Below are 21,617 nucleotides of genomic sequence, written 5' to 3' on the forward strand. Positions count from 1 at the left end.
GTCGAGGCCACGACCGCCCGGTAGCCTGGAAGCGACCCCTTCAGGAGATGTTCTGTGACTGATTTCCCCGCCGATGGCTTCGCCCTCTTCCCCGACCGCTCGGTCGTCGCCCTGCGCGTCAACGGGGAGCTGAAAGACCTGGCCACGACCGTGACGGCCGACGACCAGGTCGAGCCGGTCACCGTCGACAGCGCGGACGGACTGTCGATCCTGCGCCACTCGACGGCGCACGTGCTCGCGCAGGCCGTTCAGCGTGTCAAGCCCCAGGCCAACCTGGGGATCGGCCCGCCCATCACCGACGGCTTCTACTACGACTTCCAGGTCGACGAGCCCTTCACCCCCGATGATCTGAAGGTCATCAAGAAGGAGATGGAGCGCATCGTCCGCGAGAACCAGCGGTTTGTGCGTCGCGTCGTCACCGACGACGAGGCCCGCGCGGAGCTCGCCGACGAACCGTTCAAGCTCGAGCTCATCGGCCTGAAGGGCGGATCCGCCGAGGCCGCGGAGGGCGCCTCGGTCGAGGTCGGCGCGGGCGAGCTGACGATCTACGACAACGTCACGCGCGACGGAGAGACCGCGTGGAAGGATCTCTGCCGCGGACCCCACGTGCCCGGCACGCGCCTCATCGGCAACGGCTGGGACCTCACCCGCATCGCGGGTGCCTACTGGCGCGGCAGCGAGAAGAACCCGCAGCTGCAGCGCATCTACGGCACCGCGTGGCCCACCAAAGACGAGCTGCGCGCCTACCAGCACCGCCTCGAAGAGGCCGCGAAGCGCGACCACCGCAAGCTCGGCAAAGAGCTCGACCTCTTCTCGTTCCCCGACGAGATCGGTCCCGGACTCTCGGTGTTCCACCCCAAGGGCGGCATCATCCGCTACGAGATCGAGCGCTACATGCGCGAGCGCCTGCTCGCGAGCGGCTACGAGGTCGTCAACACCCCGCACATCACCAAGGGCGATCTGTTCATGACCAGCGGCCACCTGCAGTGGTACGCCGACGGCATGTACCCCCCGATGGTGCTCGACGAGGTCGTGGATGCCGATGGCCACGTGTCGCGGGAGGGCCAGGAGTACTACCTGAAGCCCATGAACTGCCCGTTCCACAACCTGATCTTCCGCTCGCGCGGACGCAGCTACCGCGAGCTGCCGCTGCGCCTCAGCGAGTTCGGCTCGGTCTACCGCTACGAGAAGAGCGGCACCCTCGCCGGCCTCACGCGCGTGCGCGGAATGACCCAGGACGACACCCACATCTACGTCACGGCCGACCAGGTCAAGGGCGAGCTGACCCACAGCCTCGACTTCGTGCTGCAGACGCTGCGCGACTACGGGCTGAACGACTTCTACCTGGAGCTGTCGACCAAGGAGGAGGGCAACCCGAAGTTCATCGGCGACGACGCCCTCTGGACCGAAGCGACCGAGACGCTGCGCGAGGTCGCCGAGGCCTCCGGCCTCGAGCTCGTGCCCGACCCGGGCGGAGCGGCCTTCTACGGTCCGAAGATCTCGGTGCAGGCCCGCGACGCGATCGGGCGCACGTGGCAGATGTCGACCATCCAGCTCGACTTCAACCAGCCCGAGCGCTTCGAGCTCGAGTACACCGGTCCCGACGGGGAGAAGCACCGTCCGGTCATGATCCACCGCGCCCTCTTCGGGTCGGTCGAGCGGTTCTTCGCGATCCTGCTCGAGCACTACGCCGGCGCGTTCCCGGTCTGGCTCGCGCCCACGCAGGTCGTGGCCGTGCCCGTCGCCGCGGAGTATGGCGATTACCTGCAGGGCATCGTCGCGGACCTGAAGTCCAAGGGCGTTCGCGCCGAGGCCGACCAGAGCGACGACCGCATGCAGAAGAAGATCCGCACGCACACCACGCAGAAGGTGCCGCTCATGCTGATCGCCGGCGAGCAGGACCGGTCGAACGGCACCGTGTCGTTCCGATTCCGAGACGGCACCCAGCTCAACGGCATCCCCGTCGACGAGGCCGTGGCGCGCATCACCGGCGCGATCGCGGCTCGCACCCTCGTGAACACCGCGGAGGACCTGGCGTGACCGGCGATCCGGATGCCGCCGCGGCGGGCCCGTCGCCGGTGACCGGCTCGACGGCCCCCGCCGGCGGGTCCGGATCACCGACGACCGACGCCGAGCTCGTCGACGCGATGACCCTGCCCGGTGTTCCCGACGAGTTCCAGCGCCTGTGGACCCCGCACCGCATGGCGTACATCTCGGCCGGTCGCGAGCCGATGGAGAAGAACTGCCCGTTCTGCGCCGCACCCGACAAGAGCGACGAAGACGGGCTGATCGTCGCGCGCGGCAAGACCGCGTACGTCCTGCTCAATCTCTTCCCCTACAACTCGGGTCACCTGCTCGTGTGCCCGTACCGTCACATCGCCACGTACGACCAGGCGACCGACGAAGAGGTCGCCGAGATCGGCGCTCTCACCCAGCGGGGCATGCGGGTGCTTCGCGCGGTCTCGAACTGCGACGGGTTCAACCTGGGGATGAACCAGGGGGCGATCGCCGGGGCGGGCGTCGACGCTCACCTGCACCAGCACATCGTGCCGCGGTGGGCCTCGGATGCCAACTTCTTCCCGATCATCGCCAAGACCAAGGCCCTGCCGCAGCTGTTGGGCGATGTGCGCCGCGCGGTGTCGGAGGCGTGGGACGCCTGATCCGCGTCATCCACAACCCTCGCTCGCGCGAGCGGGCACGTGGCTACGGTGTCCCTATGAACGCCCCCGGTCGACCTCTCGCCCTCACGCTTATGCTCGCCGCCGTCCTCGCGGCGACCACGGCGTGCATCCCCCTCCCGAGCCCCATCGACCGCGGCGACGCGGCGGAGGCGTCGAGCAGCGTGACGACGGAGGCCCCCTCGACCGCGCCGGGCGACGAGGCGACCGTCGACCCCGACGACTACTCCGACGTCTTCGCCGAGCGCGACGAGTTCTTCCGCGCGCAGCAGCTGCCCATGGACGGCACCCCGCTCGTCGCGGTGACCCCGGCCCAGAAGGACTTCATCGCGCAGCAGCGGGCGTACGTCGAACAGCAGGGATTGTCGTGGACGGCCTCCGACGAGAACCTCGCCCTGGCCCTGGCGGGGGACGCGTGCGAGACCGCCATCCTGAGCCGGCACCGCGTTGACGCGTCGACCCTCATCGCGCACGTCACCACATCGCCGCTGTTCGCGCAGCTGATCCCCGCCGACCTCGAGGGCGACGCCCGCACGACGGCGGAGGCCCCGATCGCGAGCGTCATGGTGTTCGGCACGACGTTCTTGTGCCCCGAAGACGGCGACCAGTGGGTGGCCGCCTACCGCGAGGTGTACGGGGGCTGACCGCGCGTTCCGGTGTTCCGTCGCGTGGACGCTAACGTGTGAGCATGACCCGCTCGTTCCTGTCGGCCCTCGTCATCGTGTCGGCAGGGGTGCTCGGTCTCGCCGGATGCGCATCGGACGGTCTCGACGCCCGAGCCCCCGAACCCACGGTGACGGCACGCCTGGACGGCCAAGCCGCTGTCGACGCCATGGATCCGAAGGTGCTGGCCGAGTACGAGTCGTTCTTCGCGGAGCAGAACTATCCCGAGGACGAGACGAGCCCCCTGACGCCGACCACGGCGGCCCAGGACGCCTTCGTCGCCGAACAACGCGCGATGTTCACCGAGCGCGGCTGGGAGTGGAACGCGGACGAGCAGACGATCGCGCTGAGTCTGGCGTTCGAGGGATGCGGGGTCGCGATCCTCAACGGGCATGCGGTGGACGCGGAGCTACTGCGTCACCATGTCGCGTTCTCGGAGCTGTTCGCGTACCTCATCGATCCCGAGGCGACAGAGGATCAGAGACGCGCCGCCGAGGCGGACTTCTCCGGGACCCTCGTATCGGGCACCGTTCACCTCTGCCCCGATGACGGGGCGTCATGGAGCGCGGCGTGGAACGAGGTCTACGGGGAGACGAACGGCTAGCGCACCTGGCGGACGCCGAACTGCAGACGCGGGTGGGCGTACGCCTCCTGCGACTCCACGAGGCGCAGCTCGCGCGAGCCCGACTCGTAGGTGTTCGACAGCAGGTCGAAGACGCTGGAGGCCGTTCGCGCGAGAGCGTCGGCGGCATCGCCGCTGCGCCGGTAGTGCGCGGTGAACAGCGCCGCGGTCACATCGCCCGAGCCATTGGCCTTCATCGGGATGAGCGGCGTCTGCACGATCCACGCGCCGGCGTCGTCGACGACCATCATCTCGATGGTGTCGGGCTCACGGTCGGGCCGCTCCACGCTGGTCACGAGGACGGTGCGCGGACCGCGGGCGCGAACGAGATCGGCCGACTCGAGGGTCGAGTCGATGCTGCCGGGCTCGGTGCCGGTCAGGAAACCCAGCTCGAACTGGTTGGGCGTGATGATGTCGGCCACCGGCACCACGCGCTCGCGCAGGAGCTCGGGGATCGCGGGCGCCACGAAGCACCCCGACTTGGCGTTGCCCATGACGGGATCGCAGGCGTAGACGGCATCCGGGTTCGCCTTCTTCACGCGCGCGACGGCGTCGATGATGACGTCGCCGATACCCTCGCCGCCCTGGTAACCCGAGAGCACCACGTCGATCTCGGGGAAGATGCCGCGGTCCTCGATGCCCGCGATCACGTCGGCGACATCGGCCGGCGAGATGAGCGGTCCGCGCCAGGCGCCGTAGCCGGTGTGGTTCGAGAAGTTCACCGTGTACACCGGCAGCACCTCGACGCCGATGCGCTGGAGGGGGAAGACCGCGGCGGAGTTGCCGACGTGCCCGTACGCGACGGCGGACTGGATCGAGAGAACCTTCATGCGTCGATCCTTCCACTTCCGGCGTCACCGCGGAGCACACCGCAGGCCCGGGCGAGGTCGTCGGCGAGGGTGCGGCGCGAGACGTCGTCGAGATCGTGCACGGTGAGGCGCAGGAACGAGCCACGGGAGGCGCCGCCGCCACCGCCGTCGAGGAAGAAGGGATCCCCCTCCCGCACGAGCCAGCCGCGACGCATGAGGTCCTCCCGCACGTGCGCAGCCGGCACCGACGGCGTGAGCGGCACCCACAGGTTGAGGCCGTCGCCGGGGACGACGGGCAGTCCGCGCGCGGTGAGCTCGCGCGCGAACTCCGCGTTGCGCTCGGCGTAGTGCACCGCCGCGCGCTCGATGTGCGCGCGCACGGCGTCGTCGGTGACGAGCGCCAGGGTCAGCCGCTGCAGGATGTGGCTCACCCAGGTGGTCCCGGGAGTGAGCCGGATCGCGAGGCCGTCGGCGGTGTCGGGATCGGATGCCGTGACGGCGAGGCACGTGTCGGGCCCGAGGAACTTCGACATCGAGCGGATGCGCGCCCACCGTCGTTGCGACGCCCCGATGACCGACTGCAGCGGCGCCCGCGACAGCAGGGAGAAGTGGTCGTCCTCGATCACGAGCACGTAGGGGTGGGCGACGAGGACCTCGCGCAGCGCCGCCGCGCGCTCGGCGCTGAGGCTCGCGCCGGTGGGGTTGTGCGCCCGCGGCGTGACGATGACGGCCCGCACCCCGGCGTCCAACGCGGCGCGCAGCCCCTCGACGGTCATGCCCTCGGCATCCACGGGAACGGGCACCGCGCGGTAACCGCCCGTGCGCACCGTGTGCAGGGCCGACAGGAAGCAGGGGTCTTCGAGCGCCACCGCGTCGTCGCGCTGCAGCGCCTGGGCCAGCAGGCGTTCGATCGCATCGCTCGCCCCGCTCGTGACGGTGATGCGCATGTCGTCGTGGGGGAGTTGTTCGGCCATCCACTGGCGCGCCCACGCCTCCAGGCCCGGGTCGATCACGGGCTCGCCGTACAGGACCGGACGGGCCGAGCGGGCGAGGGCCGCGGTGGGATCGGGGATGAGCGCAGGATCGGGGTTTCCCGTTCCCACGTCTCGCAGCACCGTGTCAGGGGCGTATCCCTCCTGCGCCACGGTCGCGCGATCGGCGACCCGCGTGCCGCCGCGGCCGCGCGACTCGACGAGGCCCGCCTGGGCGAGCTGCCGATAGGCGGCGACGACGGTGTTGCGGTTGACGCCCAGCTCGCCCGCGAGCGACCGGACGGGAGGCAAGAGAGTGCCGGGCGGCAGTTCTCCGCGCTCGATGCGCGTGCGAAGGCCGGCGGCGATCTCGGATGCCGAGCGGCCGGTGATGTCGATGGTCATACGCCCCCAAAGCTTTCGACCAGCTTATGTCCTGCGCCATGCTACGGTTTGGCCTAAGCCAATAGATCGCGCCCCTCAGCGCGGAACGGAGCAGTCATGACCGACACCGGAACCTCGCGCGTCAAGCGCGGACTCGCCGAGATGCTCAAGGGCGGCGTCATCATGGACGTCGTCACCGCCGAGCAGGCCCGCATCGCCGAAGACGCCGGCGCCGTCGCCGTGATGGCGCTCGAGCGCGTGCCGGCCGACATCCGCGCGCAGGGCGGTGTGGCGCGCATGAGCGACCCCGACCTGATCGACGACATCGTGGCATCCGTCTCGATCCCCGTCATGGCCAAGGCCCGCATCGGCCACTTCGTCGAGGCGCAGATCCTGCAGGAGCTCGGCGTCGACTACATCGACGAGTCCGAGGTGCTCTCGCCCGCCGACTACGTCAACCACATCGACAAGTGGAACTTCACCGTGCCGTTCGTGTGCGGAGCGACGAACCTGGGCGAGGCCCTGCGCCGCATCACCGAGGGCGCGGCGATGATCCGCTCCAAGGGCGAGGCCGGAACGGGAGACGTGTCGGAGGCCACCAAGCACATCCGCACCATCCGCGCCGAGATCAACGCGCTGCGCGCGAAGACGAAGGACGAGCTCTACGTCGCCGCCAAGGAGCTGCAGGCCCCCTACGACCTCGTCGCCGAGATCGCCGAGACGGGGAAGCTCCCCGTCGTGCTCTTCACCGCCGGGGGAGTGGCCACCCCGGCCGACGCCGCGATGATGATGCAGCTGGGCGCCGACGGCGTGTTCGTCGGCTCCGGCATCTTCAAGTCCGGCAACCCCGCGCAGCGCGCGGCCGCGATCGTCAAGGCGACCACGTTCCACGACGACCCGAAGATCGTGGCGGAAGCCTCGCGCGGGCTCGGCGAGGCGATGGTCGGCATCAACGTCAGCGACCTCCCCGCGCCGCACCGCCTGGCCGAGCGTGGCTGGTAACAGCCCCCGCGTCGGCGTCCTCGCCCTGCAGGGCGACGTGCGCGAGCACCTCGCCGTCCTGACCGCCCTCGGCGCCGACGCGCGACCCGTGCGTCGGCCCGAGGAGCTCGCCGCCGTGGAGGGACTCGTCCTCCCCGGCGGCGAGTCGAGCGTCATCGACAAGCTCGCCCGCGCGTTCGGGATGTTCGACCCGATCCGGGACGCGATCGCCGCGGGGATGCCGATGTACGGCACGTGCGCGGGGTTGATCCTGCTCGCCGACCGGATCGACGGCGGCATCGAGGGCCAGCAGACCTTCGGCGGGATCGACGCGCGCGTCGCGCGCAACGTCTTCGGCAGCCAGACGGCCTCGTTCGAGACCGACCTGGCTGTCCCCGCCCTCGGCGATCCGCCGGTGCACGCCGTGTTCATCCGCGCGCCCGCGGTTCTCGAGTGGGGCCCGGATGCCGAGCCCCTGGCATCCCTTCCCGACGGACGCGTCGTGGCGATCGAGCAGGGGGCCCTGCTCGGCACGGCGTTCCACCCTGAGTCGACGGGGGAGACGCGCTTCCACGCGCGGTTCCTCGACCACGTGCGCGATCGGCGCGGCATCAACGCCCTCGCATCGTAAACTGAAGAAATGTCCGGACACTCCAAATGGGCCACGACCAAGCACAAGAAGGCGGTCGTCGACGCCCGCCGCGCCAAGTCGTGGGCCAAGCTCATCAAGAACATCGAGGTCGCGGCCAAGCTGGGCGGCGCTGACCTGCAGGGCAACCCGACCCTCTTCGACGCCGTCCTGAAGGCCAAGAAGACCTCGGTCCCCAAAGACAACATCGACCGCGCGATCAAGCGCGGCGCGGGCATCGGCGGCGAGGCCGTCGAGTACGCCTCGATCATGTACGAGGGCTACGGCCCCAACGGCGTGGCGTTCCTCATCGAGTGTCTGACCGACAACAAGAACCGCGCCGCGGCCGAGGTGCGCACCGCCCTCAGCCGTAATGGCGGAACCCTCGCCGACCCGGGCAGCGTCGCGTACAACTTCAGCCGCAAGGGCGTCATCGTCGTCCCCTCCGAGGGCACCACCGAGGACGACGTCATGCTCGCCGTCCTCGAGGCGGGCGCCGAAGAGGTCGAGCCGCACGGTGAGGGCTTCGGCGTCATCACCGAGGCGAGCGACCTGGTGTCGGTGCGCTCCGCACTGCAGGATGCCGGGATCGAGTACGACTCCGCCGACGTCGAGTTCGTCCCCTCGCTCAAGGTCGAGGTCGACGCCGACACCGCCCGCAAGGTGTTCCGCCTCATCGATGCGCTCGAAGACAGCGACGACGTGCAGAACGTCTACACGAACTTCGACATGACCCCCGAGGTGCAGGCCGAGCTCGAGAACGACGAGTAGGGCGCGCCCTTCGCCGCGACACGGCCCCTGCGCTTAGCGTGGGGGCCGTGTCCCGTTCTCTGCGCGTCCTCGGCATCGATCCCGGCCTCACCCGCTGCGGGATCGGCGTGGTCGACGTGTCGCCGAACCGCACGGCGTCTCTCGTGCACGTGGGCGTCGCGCGCTCGGCTCCGGGCGATCCGATCGAGAAGCGACTCGCCGCGATCGCGGCCGGCATCCGGGAGGTGCTGGTCGCCCACCAACCGCACGTGGTCGCCGTCGAGCGCGTCTTCGCGCAGAACAACCGGCACTCGGTCATGGGCACCGCGCAGGCGAGCGGTATCGCGCTGCTGCTGGCCGCGGAGCACGGGCTGACCGCCGCGACCCACACGCCCAGCGAGGTCAAGGCCGCCATCACCGGTTACGGCTCCGCCGACAAGCTGCAGGTGCAGACGATGGTCGCACGCGTCCTGCGGCTCGACGCCCTGCCCCAACCGGCCGACGCCGCCGACGCCCTCGCGATCGCGCTGTGCCACGCCTGGCGCGGCGGCGCGGCGGCCGCCCCGGCGGGGGAGACGCTCACGCCGGCCCAGAAGGCGTGGAGGGATGCCGAGAAGCGGCGTTCTCCACAGCCCCGTGTCGCTCGAACACATGTACGAACGGGCGCGTAGGCTTCTTCCATGATCTCTTCGCTGCATGGGGCGGCGGCGCACGTCGCCGACGATTCGCTCGTGGTCGTCGTGGGAGGAGTGGGCTTCTCGGTCGCCGTCACCGCACAGTTCGCGCGCACCGTGCACCTCGGCGACGACGTGCACCTGCACACCAACCTCATCGTCCGCGAAGACGCCCTGTCGCTGTACGGATTCGAGACGCGTGAAGAGCTCACCGTCTTCACGCAGCTGATCAGCGTCACCGGAGTGGGCCCGAAGTCGGCGCTCGGCGTGCTGTCGTCGCTCACGGTCCCGCAGATCGCGCAGGCCGTCGCCGACGACGACGACGCCCCGTTCCGTCGCGTGTCGGGCATCGGACCGAAGACCGCGAAGCTCATCGTGGTCCAGCTCGCCGGAAAGCTCGCCGTCCAACCGGCGTCGGCTCCCGCCGCCGCGACCCCGGGCGGGCAGGTCCCCGTGCAGGTGACCCAGGCCCTCGTCGGTCTCGGGTGGACCGAGCGCACCGCGGTCGAGGCCGTGGCATCCGTCGCCGAGACCGCCTCCGAGACCGACCGCGCCTCGGTCCAGGCCCTCCTGCGCCTCACGCTCGCCCTGCTCGGACCGTCGCGGAAGGAGAACGCGGGTGGCTGACGTCCGCGACGCCGGAACGCCCGACGACGAGACCGAACTCGCGATCGAGGGCGCCCTGCGCCCCACGTCCCTCGACGAGTTCGTCGGGCAGCACAAGGTGCGCGGGCAGCTCCAGCTGCTCCTCGACGCCGCCCGCATCCAGCAGCGCTCGCCCGATCACATCCTCCTGTCGGGCCCTCCGGGGCTGGGCAAGACGACCCTGGCGATGATCGTCGCGCACGAGAGCGGACGCCCGCTGCGCCTGTCGAGCGGGCCCGCGATCCAGCACGCCGGCGACCTCGCCGCCCTGCTGTCGTCCCTCACCCCGGGCGAAGTGCTGTTCATCGACGAGATCCACCGCATGGCGCGCTCCGCAGAAGAGATGCTCTATCTGGCGATGGAGGATTTCCGCATCGACATCATGGTCGGCAAGGGAGCGGGCGCCACCAGCATCCCGCTCGATCTGTCGCCCTTCACCCTGGTGGGGGCGACGACCCGCGCCGGTCTGCTGCCGAACCCCCTGCGCGACAGGTTCGGGTTCACCGCGCACCTCGAGTACTACGAGCCGGAGGAGCTCGAGCAGGTCGTCTCCCGCTCGGCGGCCATGCTCGACGTCGGGCTGCCCGGAACCGCGCGTTCCGAGATCGCCCGCCGCTCCCGCGGAACCCCGCGCATCGCCAACCGCCTCCTCCGACGCGTCCGCGACTACCTCGTCGTCCACGGCCCGTCGGCCGGGACCGATCACGGTGACGCCGACGTCCGCACGGTCGGCGCCGCCCTCGACCTGTACGACGTGGATGCCATCGGCCTCGACCGCCTCGACCGCGCGGTCCTCGACGCGCTCGTGCGCCGCTTCCGCGGAGGTCCGGTGGGGCTCAGCACCCTCGCGGTCACGGTCGGCGAAGAACCCGAGACGATCGAATCCGTGGTCGAGCCCTACCTCGTCCGGATCGGCTTCATGGGGCGGACCCCGCGCGGCCGCATCGCCACGCCCGAAGCCTACGACCACCTCGGCGCCCCTCACCCCGACGGCCTCCTCCGGTTCAGTCAGGGGTCATGACCTATACTCGGCGAGGGATTCCCCGACCCCCGCTTGACTCACGCTAGGCAGTGCCGCACGGCGCGCCTGACTCGAAAGGTGCACCGCCTCGATGGATATCGCCCGGTTCTTCGCCGATTACGGCATCGTCATCCTGCTCATCGGCCTGCTGGTCTTCATGTTCTACAGCTCGCGGCGCCGCATGCAGAAGCAGAAGGCGGAGCTCGAGAAGAAGTCGCGCGAGACCGTCCCCGGCGCCGAGGTCCTCCTGCAGGGCGGTCTGTACGGCACCATCGTCGAGTACGACGGTGAAGACCTCGACAAGCCCGCGCTCGTCGAGATCGCACCCGGCGTGGTCATCAAGGTGCACAGCCAGGCCGTGCTCCGCATCGTCGACCCGGCCCAGGGCGCCGTCACCGAAGACGAGTTCATCGAGGCCGAAGAGACCGAGGCCGAGTACGTCGCCGGCGTCGCCGACGGCGACATCACCTCGATCAGCGACGACCAGCGTTCCGCTCGTCAGCACGCGGCCGACACCGACCAGACCGACAAGGACCGCCCGCAGGCCTGACGCCCGCTCCGCCGTTCCCGCCCGCCGCACAGAAAGCCGACTCCGTGGCGCCCTCGACCCCTGTCCGTCATGCCTGGCGCGTGCTGACCGGACTGCTCGCCATCGTGGGCGTGCTGTTCGGCATCAACGCGCTCGGCGTGTACGTCTACAACGCCAGTTCCTGGACCCCCGAGCTCGCGCTCGACCTCCAGGGCGGGACGCAGATCATCCTGCAGGCCCAGACCACCGACGGGGCGGCCCCCGACAGCGAGCAGCTCGCTCAGGCCGTCACGATCATCCGCCAGCGCGTCGACGCGTCCGGGGTCGGCGAAGCCGACGTCGCCACCGAGGGTGGGCGCAACATCGTCGTGCAGATCCCCGGCCAGGCCGACGACGCGACCCGTCAGCGCATCCAGAGCTCCGCGCAGCTGCAGCTGCGGCCGGTGCTCTTCACCGGTGCACCCGCGACGTCGTTCGTGGGACAGGACGGCAACTCCACGCCGTACCCCACCCCCGACCCGAGCCTGCCGGCCACGCCGACCGCGTCGCCCACCAACGCGAGCGACCCCGCGTACATCACGCCCGCTCTGCAGGCCGAGTTCCTCGCGTACGACTGCAGCAACCCGCCGAGCAATCCCGCGCAGGCGCCGGCCGACCAGCCGATGATCACCTGCGACGTGAACGGGCAGGCGAAGTACATCCTCGGCCCGGTCGAGCTCGACGGCAACGACATCTCCGACGCCACGAACGGCCAGGAGCAGAACACCGGCCAGTGGGCCGTGAACCTCGTCTTCAATGACCAGGGCACGCAGAAGTTCGCCGAGGTGAGCCAGCGTCTCTACGGTGCGCAGGCGCCGTTCAACCAGTTCGCGTTCGTCCTCGACGGCAGCGTGCTCTCCGCCCCGTCCATGAACGGCATCATCGTCGACGGCCGCCCGAGCATCACGGGCAGCTTCACGCAGGAGTCGTCGAAGGCCCTGGCCGACCAGCTCAAGTACGGCGCCCTGCCGCTGAGCTTCACGGTCGTCAGCTCCGACACCGTCTCGGCCACCCTCGGTTCGCAGCAGCTGCAGGTCGGCTTCATCGCCGGTCTGATCGGCCTCGGCCTCGTCGCGATCTACTCGCTCATCGTCTACCGCGCGCTCGGCACGGTGATCATCGCGTCGCTCGGCGTCATGGCGGTCCTGACGTACCTCGCGTTGTGCATCCTCGCGTGGCGCGCGGGCTTCCGCCTCTCGCTGGCCGGCGTCGCGGGACTGATCGTGACGATCGGCTTCACCGCCGACTCGTTCATCGTCTACTTCGAACGCATCCGCGACGAACTGCGCGACGGCAAGTCGATCACCGCGGCCGTCGAAGACGGATGGTCGCGCGCCAAGCGCACGATCTACATCTCGAAGTCGATCAACGTCCTCGCCGCCGTCGTGCTGTACATCCTCGCGGATGCCACGGTGAAGGGCTTCGCGTTCACGCTCGGCCTGACGACCGCGATCGACATCCTCATCTTCATCCTGTTCACTCACCCGGTGATGCAGCTGCTCGCCCGCACGCGCTTCTTCGGCTCGGGCCACCCGCTGTCGGGGATGGATCCCAACGCCCTCGGTGCCGTCTACCGCGGTCGGGCGCAGTTCCGCACCCCGGTCGCCGACAGCGGCCGCGCGAAGCGCTCGCGCGGCGAAGCCCAGCGGCGGCAGACGATCGCCGAGCGCAAGCAGGCGGAACTCGCCGCCGCCCGCGGCGATAGCCGCTCCACCAAGGAGGGAGACGACTGATGGCCCGCTCCATGTCCCAGCTCGGCAACGACCTCTACTCCGGGAAGACGTCGTTCCCCTTCGTTCAGCGTCGTCGCCTGTGGTTCATCATCGCCGCGGTCCTCGTGATCGGAGCGGCCCTGGTGCCGCTGTTCCGTCCGGTGCAGTTCTCGATCGAGTTCACCGGCGGATCGCAGTTCACGGTGTCGAACCCCGCCTCGTTCGATCAGTCGATCGCGACGAACGCGGTGACCTCGGTCGTCCCCGGCGCGCAGACGCGCGTGACGACGATCAGCGACCAGGCCGTCCGCGTGCAGACCGACCAGCTCGGCAGCGACGAGACGCAGGCCGTCTCAGCAGCGCTGGCCACGGCCTACGACGTGCCCGCCGCGGAGGTGACCGACTCGTTCATCGGCCCCACCTGGGGAGCGGACGTCACGCGACAGTCGCTGTGGGGTCTGTCGATCTTCCTCGCCCTGACGTTCCTCATCCTCGCGCTGTACTTCCGCACGTGGAAGATGTCGGTCGCGGCGATCATCGGCCTCGTCGACGTGCTCGTGATCACGATCGGCGTCTACGCGGTCTTCGGCTTCGAGATCTCTCCCGCGGCCGTGATCGGCTTCCTCACGATCCTCTCCTACGCGCTCTACGACACCACCGTCGTCTTCGACAAGGTGCGTGAGAACACGAGGGAAGACGGCGAGATCTCGGGACGCACCTTCGCGGAGTCCGTCAACCTCGCCGCCAACCAGACGCTGATCCGCTCGATCAACACGACGGTCGTGGCGATCCTCCCGGTGGGCGCGATCCTCTTCATCGGCGTCCCCCTCGGGGCGCGGACGCTGAGCGACATCTCGCTGTCGATCTTCGTCGGCACGATCGTGGCCGCGTATTCGACCCTGTTCGTGGCCGTTCCGATGTACGCCCTCCTGCGCGAGCGGGAGCAGCCGATCGCCCAGCGCGACGCGCGCGTGCGCGCCGCGCGCGAGAAGGCCGGCATCCCCGCCTGACGCCCGGCGATCTCCCCGGCGCGACCTCAGGGCCGCGCCGGGGAAGCGTAGAATTGATCGACTGGCCGTGAAGAAGGGGTGCTGATGACCGAAACCGCCTCCTCCGCGCCACCGCCGTCGTCGCTCCGCCGCCTGGTTCCGCGCATCTTCTCGCGCGCCGCCCGTCGCGACGACGTCGACAAGCTGCTGCGCACCGTGCGCACGCACCACCCCAAGGGCGACCTCGCGATCATCGAGCGCGCGTACGCTGTGGCCGACAAGGCCCACGACGGGCAGAAGCGCCAGAGCGGCGAGCCCTACATCACGCACCCCCTCGCGGTCGCGCAGATCCTCGCCGAACTCGGCCTCGGGCCGAAGGCCATCGCGGCGGCCCTGCTGCACGACACGGTCGAAGACACCGGCTATCCGCTCGACGAGCTCGCCGCCGACTTCGGCGACGAGGTCGCGATGCTCGTCGACGGCGTCACCAAGCTCGACAAGGTCAAGTACGGCGACAGCGCCCAGGCCGAGACGGTGCGCAAGATGATCGTGGCGATGTCGAAAGACATCCGCGTCCTGCTCATCAAGCTCGCCGACCGCCTGCACAACGCCCGGACCTGGGGCTTCGTGCCCCCGCACAAGGCCGCGAAGAAGGCCACCGAGACCCTCGAGATCTACGCGCCCCTCGCGCACCGCCTCGGCATCCAGGCGATCAAGAGCGAGCTCGAGGACCTCTCGTTCGCCGTGATGCATCCGAAGCTGTACGCCGAGATCGACAGCCTGGTCAAGCAGCGCACCCCCCAGCGCGAGCAATACGTGCAGAACGTCATCGAAGCCGTGGACGCCGACCTGCGCGAGCTCCGCGTGCGCGGGCGCGTCATGGGACGCCCGAAGCAGCTGTACTCCGTCTATCAGAAGATGGTCGTGCGCGGCCGCGAGTTCGACGACATCTACGACCTCATCGGCATCCGGATCCTCGTGGGCACGGTGCGCGACTGCTACGCGGTGCTGGGCGCCATCCACGCGCGGTGGACCCCGCTGCCGGGGCGCTTCAAGGACTACATCGCCACGCCGAAGTTCAATCTGTACCAGTCGCTGCACACGACCGTGATCGGTCCCGGCGGTCGCACCGTCGAGATCCAGATCCGCACCAACGAGATGCATCAGCAGGCGGAGTTCGGCGTCGCCGCGCACTGGAAGTACAAGGAGCGCATGGCCGGCGGCAAGGCGGATGCCAAGGCCGTCGACGCCGACATGGCCTGGATCGCGCACATCTCCGACTGGCAGGCCGAGACCGCCGATCCGGGGGAGTTCCTCGACTCGCTGCGTTTCGAGATCGGCGCGAAAGAGGTCTACGTCTTCACCCCGAAGGGGCGCGTGATCGGCCTTCCGACCGGAGCCACCCCGGTCGACTTCGCCTACGCCGTGCACACCGAGATCGGTCACCGCACGATGGGCGCGAAGGTAAACGGGCGACTCGTCCCCCTGGAGTCGACGCTGCAGAGCGGCGACGTCGTCGAGGTGTTCACCTCGAAGAACCCCGACGCAGGCCCCAGCCAGGACTGGCTCGGATTCGTCAAGAGCACGCGCGCGCGCAACAAGATCCGCGGCTGGTTCACGAAGGAACGTCGCGAAGAGGCCATCGAGCAGGGCAAGGACTCCATCGCCCGCGCCATGCGGCGGCAGAACCTTCCGCTGCAGCGGCTGATGAACCAGGACTCCTTCACCGAGGTTGCGCGGCAGTTCCACTACGAGGACGTCTCGGCGCTGTACGCGGCCGTAGGCGAGGGACACGTCTCGACGCAGTCCGTGATCGAGAAGGTCACCGCGCTGGTCAGCGTCGAGGAGACGAGCACCGGCCCCATCGACATTCCCGTCGGGCGCAGTCGTGCCCCGCGCGGCGGCGACTCGGGCGTGCTCGTGCGCGGCGCCCCCGACATCCTGGTGAAGCTCGCCAAGTGCTGCACGCCGGTTCCGGGCGACGAGATCGTCGGCTTCGTCACGCGGGGGAGCGGGGTCTCGGTGCACCGGGGCGACTGCACCAACGTGCGGTCGCTGAAAGAGGAGCCCGACCGTCTCATTGACGTGGAGTGGGCCCCCACCACCAAGAGTGTGTTCCTCGTGCAGATCCAGGTCGAGGCGCTCGACCGCTCGGGCCTGCTGAGCGATGTGACACGGGTGCTCAGCGAGCATCACGTCAACATCCTCTCGGCCACGGTCTCGACGACGAACGACCGACTGGCGCTCAGCAAGTTCGTCTTCGAGATGGGCGACACGGTGCACCTCGACCGCGTGCTCAACGCCGTGCGGCGGATCGACGCGGTGTACGACGTCTACCGCGTCACCTCTTCCTGAGCCGGTTCTCCGTCCGTCACGAGTCGCGCGGCTCCGTCCGCGCCGCTCGCAGCAGACGCGTCGCCCGGTGCACATGCGGGAAGCGGGGATGCCGCGAGAGCCAGGCCGCGGCATCCTGAGCCAAGCCGGGCTCGCGGTGCGCCCACGCCCGCGCGACGGCGGCTTCGACCTCGTCGGCGGATCGCGCGAGATCGGCGAGCGTCCGCGGTCGCGTGCTGAGCGGCACCCCGCCGATCGCGACCGTGTCTTCCGGAGGCAGACGCACGTCGTGATAGACCGCTCGCGGGTCGCGCCCCGCGCGAACGCGGGCGTCACGTGCGCGCTGGAGGTGATGGGCGACCGGCTCGACGGGGATCGCGCCGTGCACCCACGCCGCCGACAGCCGCACCGCCGCCCACCGCCCCTCGAGCAGGGGCCGCAGGCTGCGCGCGCGCATCCAGGGCGTCTCGGCAGCATCGGCGGGCATGAACCCCTCGCCGAGCGGCACCAGGGCGCCGTCGAGGCACGCGGCGGTCAGCTCGGGGAGGGAGAGGCGCTCGTCGGCGAAGAACAGGAAGGGCGACACCATCCCGCCAGTGTGGCGGGGCGGTGTCGCCCGTGACGGCGGACCGTCGGATCTGTGGAGAGCGGTCAGCCGCCGAGTGCGCGCAGCCAGGTGCGACGCGCCTCGAGGGCTTCCGATGCCTGCGCCGCGGCGCGCTTGTCACCGCGGGCCTCGGCATCGGCGAGCTCGGCCTCGAGCTTGTCGATCGCGTCGGTCAGCTGACGCGTCATGTCGTTCGCGCGCGCCTTCTGCTCGGGGTCGTTGCGCTTCCAGTCGGCGTCCTCGCGCGTACGCACGCTCTGCTCGATCTTGCGGAGCTCGTCGTCGAGGGCGCGCTCCTTGTCGCGGGGGAAGATGCGACCGATCTCGTCCCACTGCCGCTGGATCGCGGTGAGCTTCTGACGGGCCGTCGCGAGGTTCTTCTCGTCGACGATCGGCGCGGCCTGCTCCAGCAGAGCGCGCTTCTGCTCGATCTTCTCCTTCGAGGCCTCGGCGTCCGCCGACTCGCGCTCGATGCGCGCGCCGTACAGCGCGTCGCCGGCGGCCTTGAAGCGGGCCCACAACGCGTCGTCGACCTTGCGGCCGGCGCGTCCGGAGGCCTTCCACGCGTCGAGGAGGTCGCGGTACGCGCCGATGCCGTCTTCGCCGCGCGGGGCCAGGGCCTCGGCCCGCTCGACGAGACGGGTCTTCGCCTCGCGCGCGGCCTTGTGCGTCTCGTCGAGGGACGAGAAGAACTCGCGGCGGTGCCGGTCGACGGTCGCACGGGCGTCGCGGAAACGACGCCACAGCTGCTGCGCCGTGGACTTCGACAGGCGCGGTCCGTTCTGCTGGTGCGCCTGCCAGCGGTCGAACAACGCCGCCATGTCGGCCGTCATCTGCTTCCACTGCACCGACTGGGGGTCGCGCGCGGCGAGGGCCTCGGCCTCCTCGACGATCGCCGTGCGCTCGCGCACGGCCTCCTCGGAAGCCTGCTTCGCGGCGACCGCCTCGGTCTCGCTCGCCTCGGCGAGCTCACCCGTGAGGGCGTCGACCCGGGCGATCAGCGCGGCGAGGTCGCCCACCGCGGCAGCACCGTCGAGCTTGGAGCGCAGCGTCTTCGCCGTGGAGCGGAGGTCGGATGCCGATGCGCCACCACGACGGTGACGGGTCTCGAGAAGCGTCACCTCGCCGGCCAGATCGGCGAACTTGCGCTGGAAGTAGGCGAGGGCCTCCGCGGGAGTGCCGTCGGGGTACTGGCCCACGACACGCCAGCCGTCCGCCTCGCGGACGGAGACCGTGCCCTCGTCGTCGACGCGACCCCACGGCTCAGATGCCGTCGTGGACGCCTTCGCGCCAGGGGGAGGACCGGGGATCCGCGCACCCGGAACGGGGCGGGCCGCCGGCTGCGGCGCCGCGGCCGCTTCGGTGGTGGACTCCGCCGTGGAGGGCGTATCGGCGTCCGCGGTGTCGGCATCCGCGGCATCCGCGTCCGTGGTGTCGGCGTCCGACGACGCGGTCGCGTGCGCGGGCTCGTCGGCCTGCGGCTCGGCCGCGGTGGTCTCCGCCTCGTCTGCGGGGGCCTCGGCCGGCGTCTCGGCGGGCGCCGCGTCGTCGGCCGCCTGAACGGGCGCGGACGCCGGGGCCTCGGCATCCGCCGTGTCGTCGGTCGTCTCGGCGGGCGCGGACGCGGGGGCCGCGGCATCCGTCGCGTCGGCCACGACCTCTGTCGTGGCGGGATCGACCTCGGGGGCGCTCGCGTCGTCGCGCGGGTCGGAGGTCTCGGGGGAGGGAACGGAAGTCACGGGTAGCACCTCATCGCGGCAGGACCGCCTGGGGGAGAAGGACCCTCCGAGCCTAGTACGCGCAGCCGCGCCCTCACAGGACCGAGACGTGCGGCGTCACGCGGGACGCGCGGCTTCTCGGTCGCGTCGATCAGGGCGTCGGCGCGGGCGAGGACGACGGGGCGTCCGTCGCGGGAGAGGTCGGGGCAGGGCTCTGCGTCGGAGCGGGGGCTCCCGGGCCGGCGGCGTAATAGACGGTCTGCGTGGCGATCGCACCCGCGATCACGACCAGACCGATCACGACGGCGAGCACGTTGTCGCGCCGGCGACGACGCCCCTGGCGCTCGTGCAGCGCCAGCCGCACCTGGTAGGCGCGAGCACGTTCCCGCTGCTCCCGCGTCTGCCGGTCTTTCCCGCGCGTCGCCACATCGACCTCCTTCGCCCGTCACCGGGCACCCCGATCCTACAAAGGGCGCCTTCGCGCCTCACCCCGCACGACGACCGATGTCGGAACCCGCGATTAGCCTGGACGGGTGACCCCTTCCTCCGCGCTCTTCCAGGGCCAGACCCCGCTCGCCGTTCGCATGCGGCCGGTCAGTCTCGACGAGGTCGCGGGCCAGGGTCATCTGCTCCGCCCCGGCTCGCCGCTGGTCACCCTCGCGACCACCGACTCGTCGGCATCCGGATCGGCGGTCTCGGTCATCCTGTGGGGTCCGCCCGGCACCGGCAAGACCACGCTCGCGCAGGCGATCGCCCGTTCGTCGGGGCGCCGTTTCGTCGAGCTGTCGGCCATCACCGCCGGAGTGAAAGACGTCCGCGAGGTCATGCAAGAGGCCCTGACCCAGCGCGACCTCTACGGGCAGTCGACCATCCTGTTCCTCGACGAGATCCACCGGTTTACCAAGGCGCAGCAAGACGCGCTGCTGCCCGGGGTCGAGAACGGCTGGGTCGTGCTGATCGCCGCGACCACCGAGAACCCCTCGTTCTCGGTCGTCTCCCCGCTGCTGTCCCGTTCGCTGCTGCTGACGCTGCGCCCGCTCGGCGACGACGACCTCGGCGCCCTCGTCGACCGCGCCGTGAGCGACCCCCGCGGTCTCGCCGGCCGCGTCGTCCTCGACGACGACGCGCGTGCAGCCCTCGTGCGCCTCGCGTCGGGCGACGCGCGCCGAGCCCTGACCGCCCTCGAGGCGGCCGCGTCGGTCGCGGGAGACGATGCCGGAGCGGCGGACTCGGCGTCGGCGGACAGCCCGTCGGCGGAGCACGACGAAGACGAGGACGAAGACGACGGATCGCCGTTCGTCCTTCCTGAGACCGAGACCCCCGTCATCACCGCCGACCACATCGCCCAGGCCGTCGACCGCGCGCTGCTGCGCTACGACCGCCAAGGCGACGAGCACTACGACGTGATCAGCGCGTTCATCAAGTCGGTGCGCGGATCCGACGCGGATGCCGCGATCCACTACCTTGCGCGGATGATCGAGGCGGGGGAGGACCCGCGCTTCATCGCGCGACGCCTCGTGATCTCGGCCGCCGAAGACATCGGCATGGCCGATCCGCAGGCCCTGCAGATCGCGGTCGCCGCCGCCGACGCCGTCGCCTTCATCGGCATGCCCGAGGGGCGCATCCCGCTCGCCGAGGCCACGATCTACCTCGCCACCACCGCCAAGTCGAACGCCGCGTACAACGCCATCAACGCCGCGATCGCCGACGTGCGCGCCGGCGGGTTCGGGCGGGTGCCGATGCATCTGCGCGACGCCCACTACCCGGGGGCCAAGCGACTCGGGCACGGCAAGGGCTACAAGTACGCGCACGACAGCGAGATCGGCATCGTCGCCCAGCAGTACCTCCCCGACGAGCTGCGCGGACGCCGGTACTACGAGCCGACCACCCACGGCACGGAGCGCGACGTCTCCGCGCGGCTCGAGAAGATCCGCCGCATCCTCGACGGCCCGTGAGCACCCGGCGGGCGCGCAGGGCTCTCTGATAGCATGAACCGGCTCGAAACAGGGTTTTCGGGCATCCCCTCCTTTCTGTGATCACCATCCGGTGCGCCCCGGCGTGCGCCCCGGACCGGGCGGAAGGGGGCGATACGCCCGCGAGCCGCGAAAGGCGCGGCCGCGTCATCGGAAGGAGAACTTCGTGACCACGAAGTCTCAGGACCGCCGCAAGGTGCGTCTGTCGCGCGCCCTCGGCGTCGCGCTCACCCCCAAGGCCGCCCGCTACCTCGAGAAGCGTCCCTACGCTCCCGGCGAGCACGGCCGCACCAAGCGCAAGGCCGACAGCGACTACGCCGTCCGTCTGCGTGAGAAGCAGCGTCTGCGCGAGCAGTACGGCATCCGCGAGAAGCAGCTGCGCATCGCGTTCAACGAGGCCCGCCGCACCGACGGCCTGACCGGTGAGAACCTGGTCGAGCTGCTCGAGATGCGTCTGGACGCCCTCGTCGTGCGTTCGGGCTTCGCCCGCACCACCGCGCAGGCTCGCCAGCTCGTGGTGCACCGCCACATCATGGTCGACGGCCAGCTCGTGGACCGCCCGTCGTTCCGCGTGAAGCCGGGCCAGCAGATCCACGTCAAGCCGAAGAGCGAGGGCCTCGAGCCCTTCCAGGTCGCCGCCGCCGGCGGGCACGCCGAGGTGCTGCCCCCCGTTCCCGGTTACCTCGAGGTCGACCTGTCGACGCTCCAGGCCAAGCTCGTGCGTCGCCCCAAGCGCGCCGAGGTGCCCGTCACGTGTGACGTGCAGCTCGTCGTCGAGTACTACGCCGCCCGCTGATCCCAGCGAGCACACGAAGGGCGTCGGGTTCTCCCGGCGCCCTTCGTCGTTCCCGGTCGCGCTCTCGCGCGGCCGGATGTCGCTCCCGGTCACG

The 21,617-nt window shown here is 70.3% G+C and carries 21 protein-coding genes; 16 read left to right on the top strand and 5 right to left on the bottom strand.

What is annotated here, in order from left to right:
* Nucleotides 1–54: 54 nt before the first annotated feature.
* From thrS to AB1K56_RS08490, 4 genes are all read left to right on the top strand, one after another.
* Nucleotides 55–2,040 (top strand): threonine--tRNA ligase, encoded by a 1,986-nt coding sequence (gene thrS / locus AB1K56_RS08475; RefSeq protein ID WP_371205293.1) that lies wholly within the window; start codon nt 55–57, stop codon nt 2,038–2,040.
* 107 nt (nt 2,041–2,147) lie between these two features.
* Entirely contained in the window at nt 2,148–2,660 is a 513-nt protein-coding gene (locus AB1K56_RS08480) for an HIT domain-containing protein (RefSeq protein WP_371205437.1), read from the top strand.
* Nucleotides 2,661–2,716: 56 nt separating this feature from the next.
* Nucleotides 2,717–3,322 (top strand): hypothetical protein, encoded by a 606-nt coding sequence (locus AB1K56_RS08485; RefSeq protein ID WP_371205294.1) that lies wholly within the window; start codon nt 2,717–2,719, stop codon nt 3,320–3,322.
* A 44-nt stretch (nt 3,323–3,366) separates the two neighbouring features.
* A complete protein-coding gene (locus AB1K56_RS08490) occupies nt 3,367–3,945 on the top strand; it encodes a hypothetical protein (protein WP_371205295.1) in 579 nt (192 codons plus the stop codon).
* Here AB1K56_RS08490 and pdxY read toward each other — a convergent pair.
* Together pdxY and AB1K56_RS08500 are read right to left on the bottom strand one after the other, a co-directional pair.
* Nucleotides 3,942–4,793: a pyridoxal kinase PdxY gene (gene pdxY, locus AB1K56_RS08495; protein ID WP_264630791.1), complete on the bottom strand. Its 852-nt coding sequence runs from the start codon at nt 4,791–4,793 to the stop codon at nt 3,942–3,944. The two genes, AB1K56_RS08490 and pdxY, sit on opposite strands and share 4 nt — an antisense overlap.
* Nucleotides 4,790–6,148, bottom strand: coding sequence for an aminotransferase class I/II-fold pyridoxal phosphate-dependent enzyme (locus tag AB1K56_RS08500; RefSeq protein ID WP_371205296.1), 1,359 nt, complete (start codon nt 6,146–6,148; stop codon nt 4,790–4,792). The genes pdxY and AB1K56_RS08500 overlap by 4 nt, the downstream gene beginning before the upstream one ends.
* Nucleotides 6,149–6,244: 96 nt before the next feature.
* Between AB1K56_RS08500 and pdxS the strand changes: the two genes are divergently transcribed.
* The 10 genes from pdxS (at nt 6,245) to AB1K56_RS08550 (ending at nt 16,450) form a co-directional block, all read left to right on the top strand.
* The gene (gene pdxS / locus AB1K56_RS08505; RefSeq protein WP_136585653.1) at nt 6,245–7,129 is read left to right on the top strand and encodes a pyridoxal 5'-phosphate synthase lyase subunit PdxS; all 885 of its coding nucleotides are present in this window, start codon (nt 6,245–6,247) and stop codon (nt 7,127–7,129) included.
* Nucleotides 7,119–7,739 (top strand): pyridoxal 5'-phosphate synthase glutaminase subunit PdxT, encoded by a 621-nt coding sequence (gene pdxT, locus AB1K56_RS08510; protein ID WP_371205297.1) that lies wholly within the window; start codon nt 7,119–7,121, stop codon nt 7,737–7,739. The genes pdxS and pdxT overlap by 11 nt, the downstream gene beginning before the upstream one ends.
* Before the next feature lie 9 nt (nt 7,740–7,748).
* The gene (locus AB1K56_RS08515) at nt 7,749–8,507 is read left to right on the top strand and encodes a YebC/PmpR family DNA-binding transcriptional regulator (protein ID WP_136585656.1); all 759 of its coding nucleotides are present in this window, start codon (nt 7,749–7,751) and stop codon (nt 8,505–8,507) included.
* A gap of 47 nt (nt 8,508–8,554) precedes the next feature.
* Nucleotides 8,555–9,157 (top strand): crossover junction endodeoxyribonuclease RuvC, encoded by a 603-nt coding sequence (ruvC, locus tag AB1K56_RS08520; RefSeq protein WP_264630788.1) that lies wholly within the window; start codon nt 8,555–8,557, stop codon nt 9,155–9,157.
* A gap of 9 nt (nt 9,158–9,166) precedes the next feature.
* Nucleotides 9,167–9,787 carry a Holliday junction branch migration protein RuvA gene (ruvA, locus tag AB1K56_RS08525; RefSeq protein WP_371205298.1) on the top strand — a complete coding sequence of 207 codons (621 nt, stop codon included), beginning with the start codon at nt 9,167–9,169 and terminating at the stop codon, nt 9,785–9,787.
* Nucleotides 9,780–10,826, top strand: coding sequence for a Holliday junction branch migration DNA helicase RuvB (gene ruvB / locus AB1K56_RS08530; protein ID WP_136585659.1), 1,047 nt, complete (start codon nt 9,780–9,782; stop codon nt 10,824–10,826). The genes ruvA and ruvB overlap by 8 nt, the downstream gene beginning before the upstream one ends.
* Before the next feature lie 91 nt (nt 10,827–10,917).
* Complete coding sequence (yajC, locus tag AB1K56_RS08535; protein WP_136585660.1) at nt 10,918–11,376, top strand: preprotein translocase subunit YajC; 459 nt, start codon at nt 10,918–10,920, stop codon at nt 11,374–11,376.
* A gap of 44 nt (nt 11,377–11,420) precedes the next feature.
* Complete coding sequence (gene secD, locus AB1K56_RS08540) at nt 11,421–13,127, top strand: protein translocase subunit SecD (RefSeq protein ID WP_371205299.1); 1,707 nt, start codon at nt 11,421–11,423, stop codon at nt 13,125–13,127.
* On the top strand, nt 13,127–14,116 hold the full coding sequence (gene secF, locus AB1K56_RS08545; RefSeq protein ID WP_371205300.1) for a protein translocase subunit SecF: 990 nt from the start codon (nt 13,127–13,129) through the stop codon (nt 14,114–14,116). Before secD ends, secF begins: the two co-directional genes overlap by 1 nt.
* 84 nt (nt 14,117–14,200) lie before the next feature.
* Nucleotides 14,201–16,450 (top strand): bifunctional (p)ppGpp synthetase/guanosine-3',5'-bis(diphosphate) 3'-pyrophosphohydrolase, encoded by a 2,250-nt coding sequence (locus AB1K56_RS08550; RefSeq protein ID WP_371205301.1) that lies wholly within the window; start codon nt 14,201–14,203, stop codon nt 16,448–16,450.
* A gap of 16 nt (nt 16,451–16,466) precedes the next feature.
* On the opposite strand, the gene AB1K56_RS08555 is transcribed toward AB1K56_RS08550, so the two are convergent.
* The 3 genes from AB1K56_RS08555 to AB1K56_RS08565 all read right to left on the bottom strand — a co-directional run bounded on the left by AB1K56_RS08555 (nt 16,467) and on the right by AB1K56_RS08565 (nt 19,181).
* Complete coding sequence (locus tag AB1K56_RS08555; protein ID WP_371205302.1) at nt 16,467–17,018, bottom strand: hypothetical protein; 552 nt, start codon at nt 17,016–17,018, stop codon at nt 16,467–16,469.
* A 62-nt stretch (nt 17,019–17,080) separates the two neighbouring features.
* A complete protein-coding gene (locus AB1K56_RS08560; protein WP_371205438.1) occupies nt 17,081–18,346 on the bottom strand; it encodes a DUF349 domain-containing protein in 1,266 nt (421 codons plus the stop codon).
* 559 nt (nt 18,347–18,905) lie between these two features.
* The gene (locus tag AB1K56_RS08565; RefSeq protein WP_371205303.1) at nt 18,906–19,181 is read right to left on the bottom strand and encodes a dioxygenase; all 276 of its coding nucleotides are present in this window, start codon (nt 19,179–19,181) and stop codon (nt 18,906–18,908) included.
* 106 nt (nt 19,182–19,287) lie between these two features.
* Here AB1K56_RS08565 and AB1K56_RS08570 point away from each other — a divergent pair, with 106 nt between their 5' ends.
* Complete coding sequence (locus AB1K56_RS08570; RefSeq protein ID WP_371205304.1) at nt 19,288–20,709, top strand: replication-associated recombination protein A; 1,422 nt, start codon at nt 19,288–19,290, stop codon at nt 20,707–20,709.
* Between the two features lie 184 nt (nt 20,710–20,893).
* Nucleotides 20,894–21,523, top strand: coding sequence for a 30S ribosomal protein S4 (gene rpsD, locus AB1K56_RS08575; protein WP_076675537.1), 630 nt, complete (start codon nt 20,894–20,896; stop codon nt 21,521–21,523).
* Nucleotides 21,524–21,617: the final 94 nt, after the last annotated feature.

Origin of the sequence: Microbacterium sp. BWR-S6Y (assembly GCF_041379845.1) — a bacterium.
Taxonomy (GTDB): Bacteria; Actinomycetota; Actinomycetes; order Actinomycetales; family Microbacteriaceae; genus Microbacterium; species Microbacterium hydrothermale.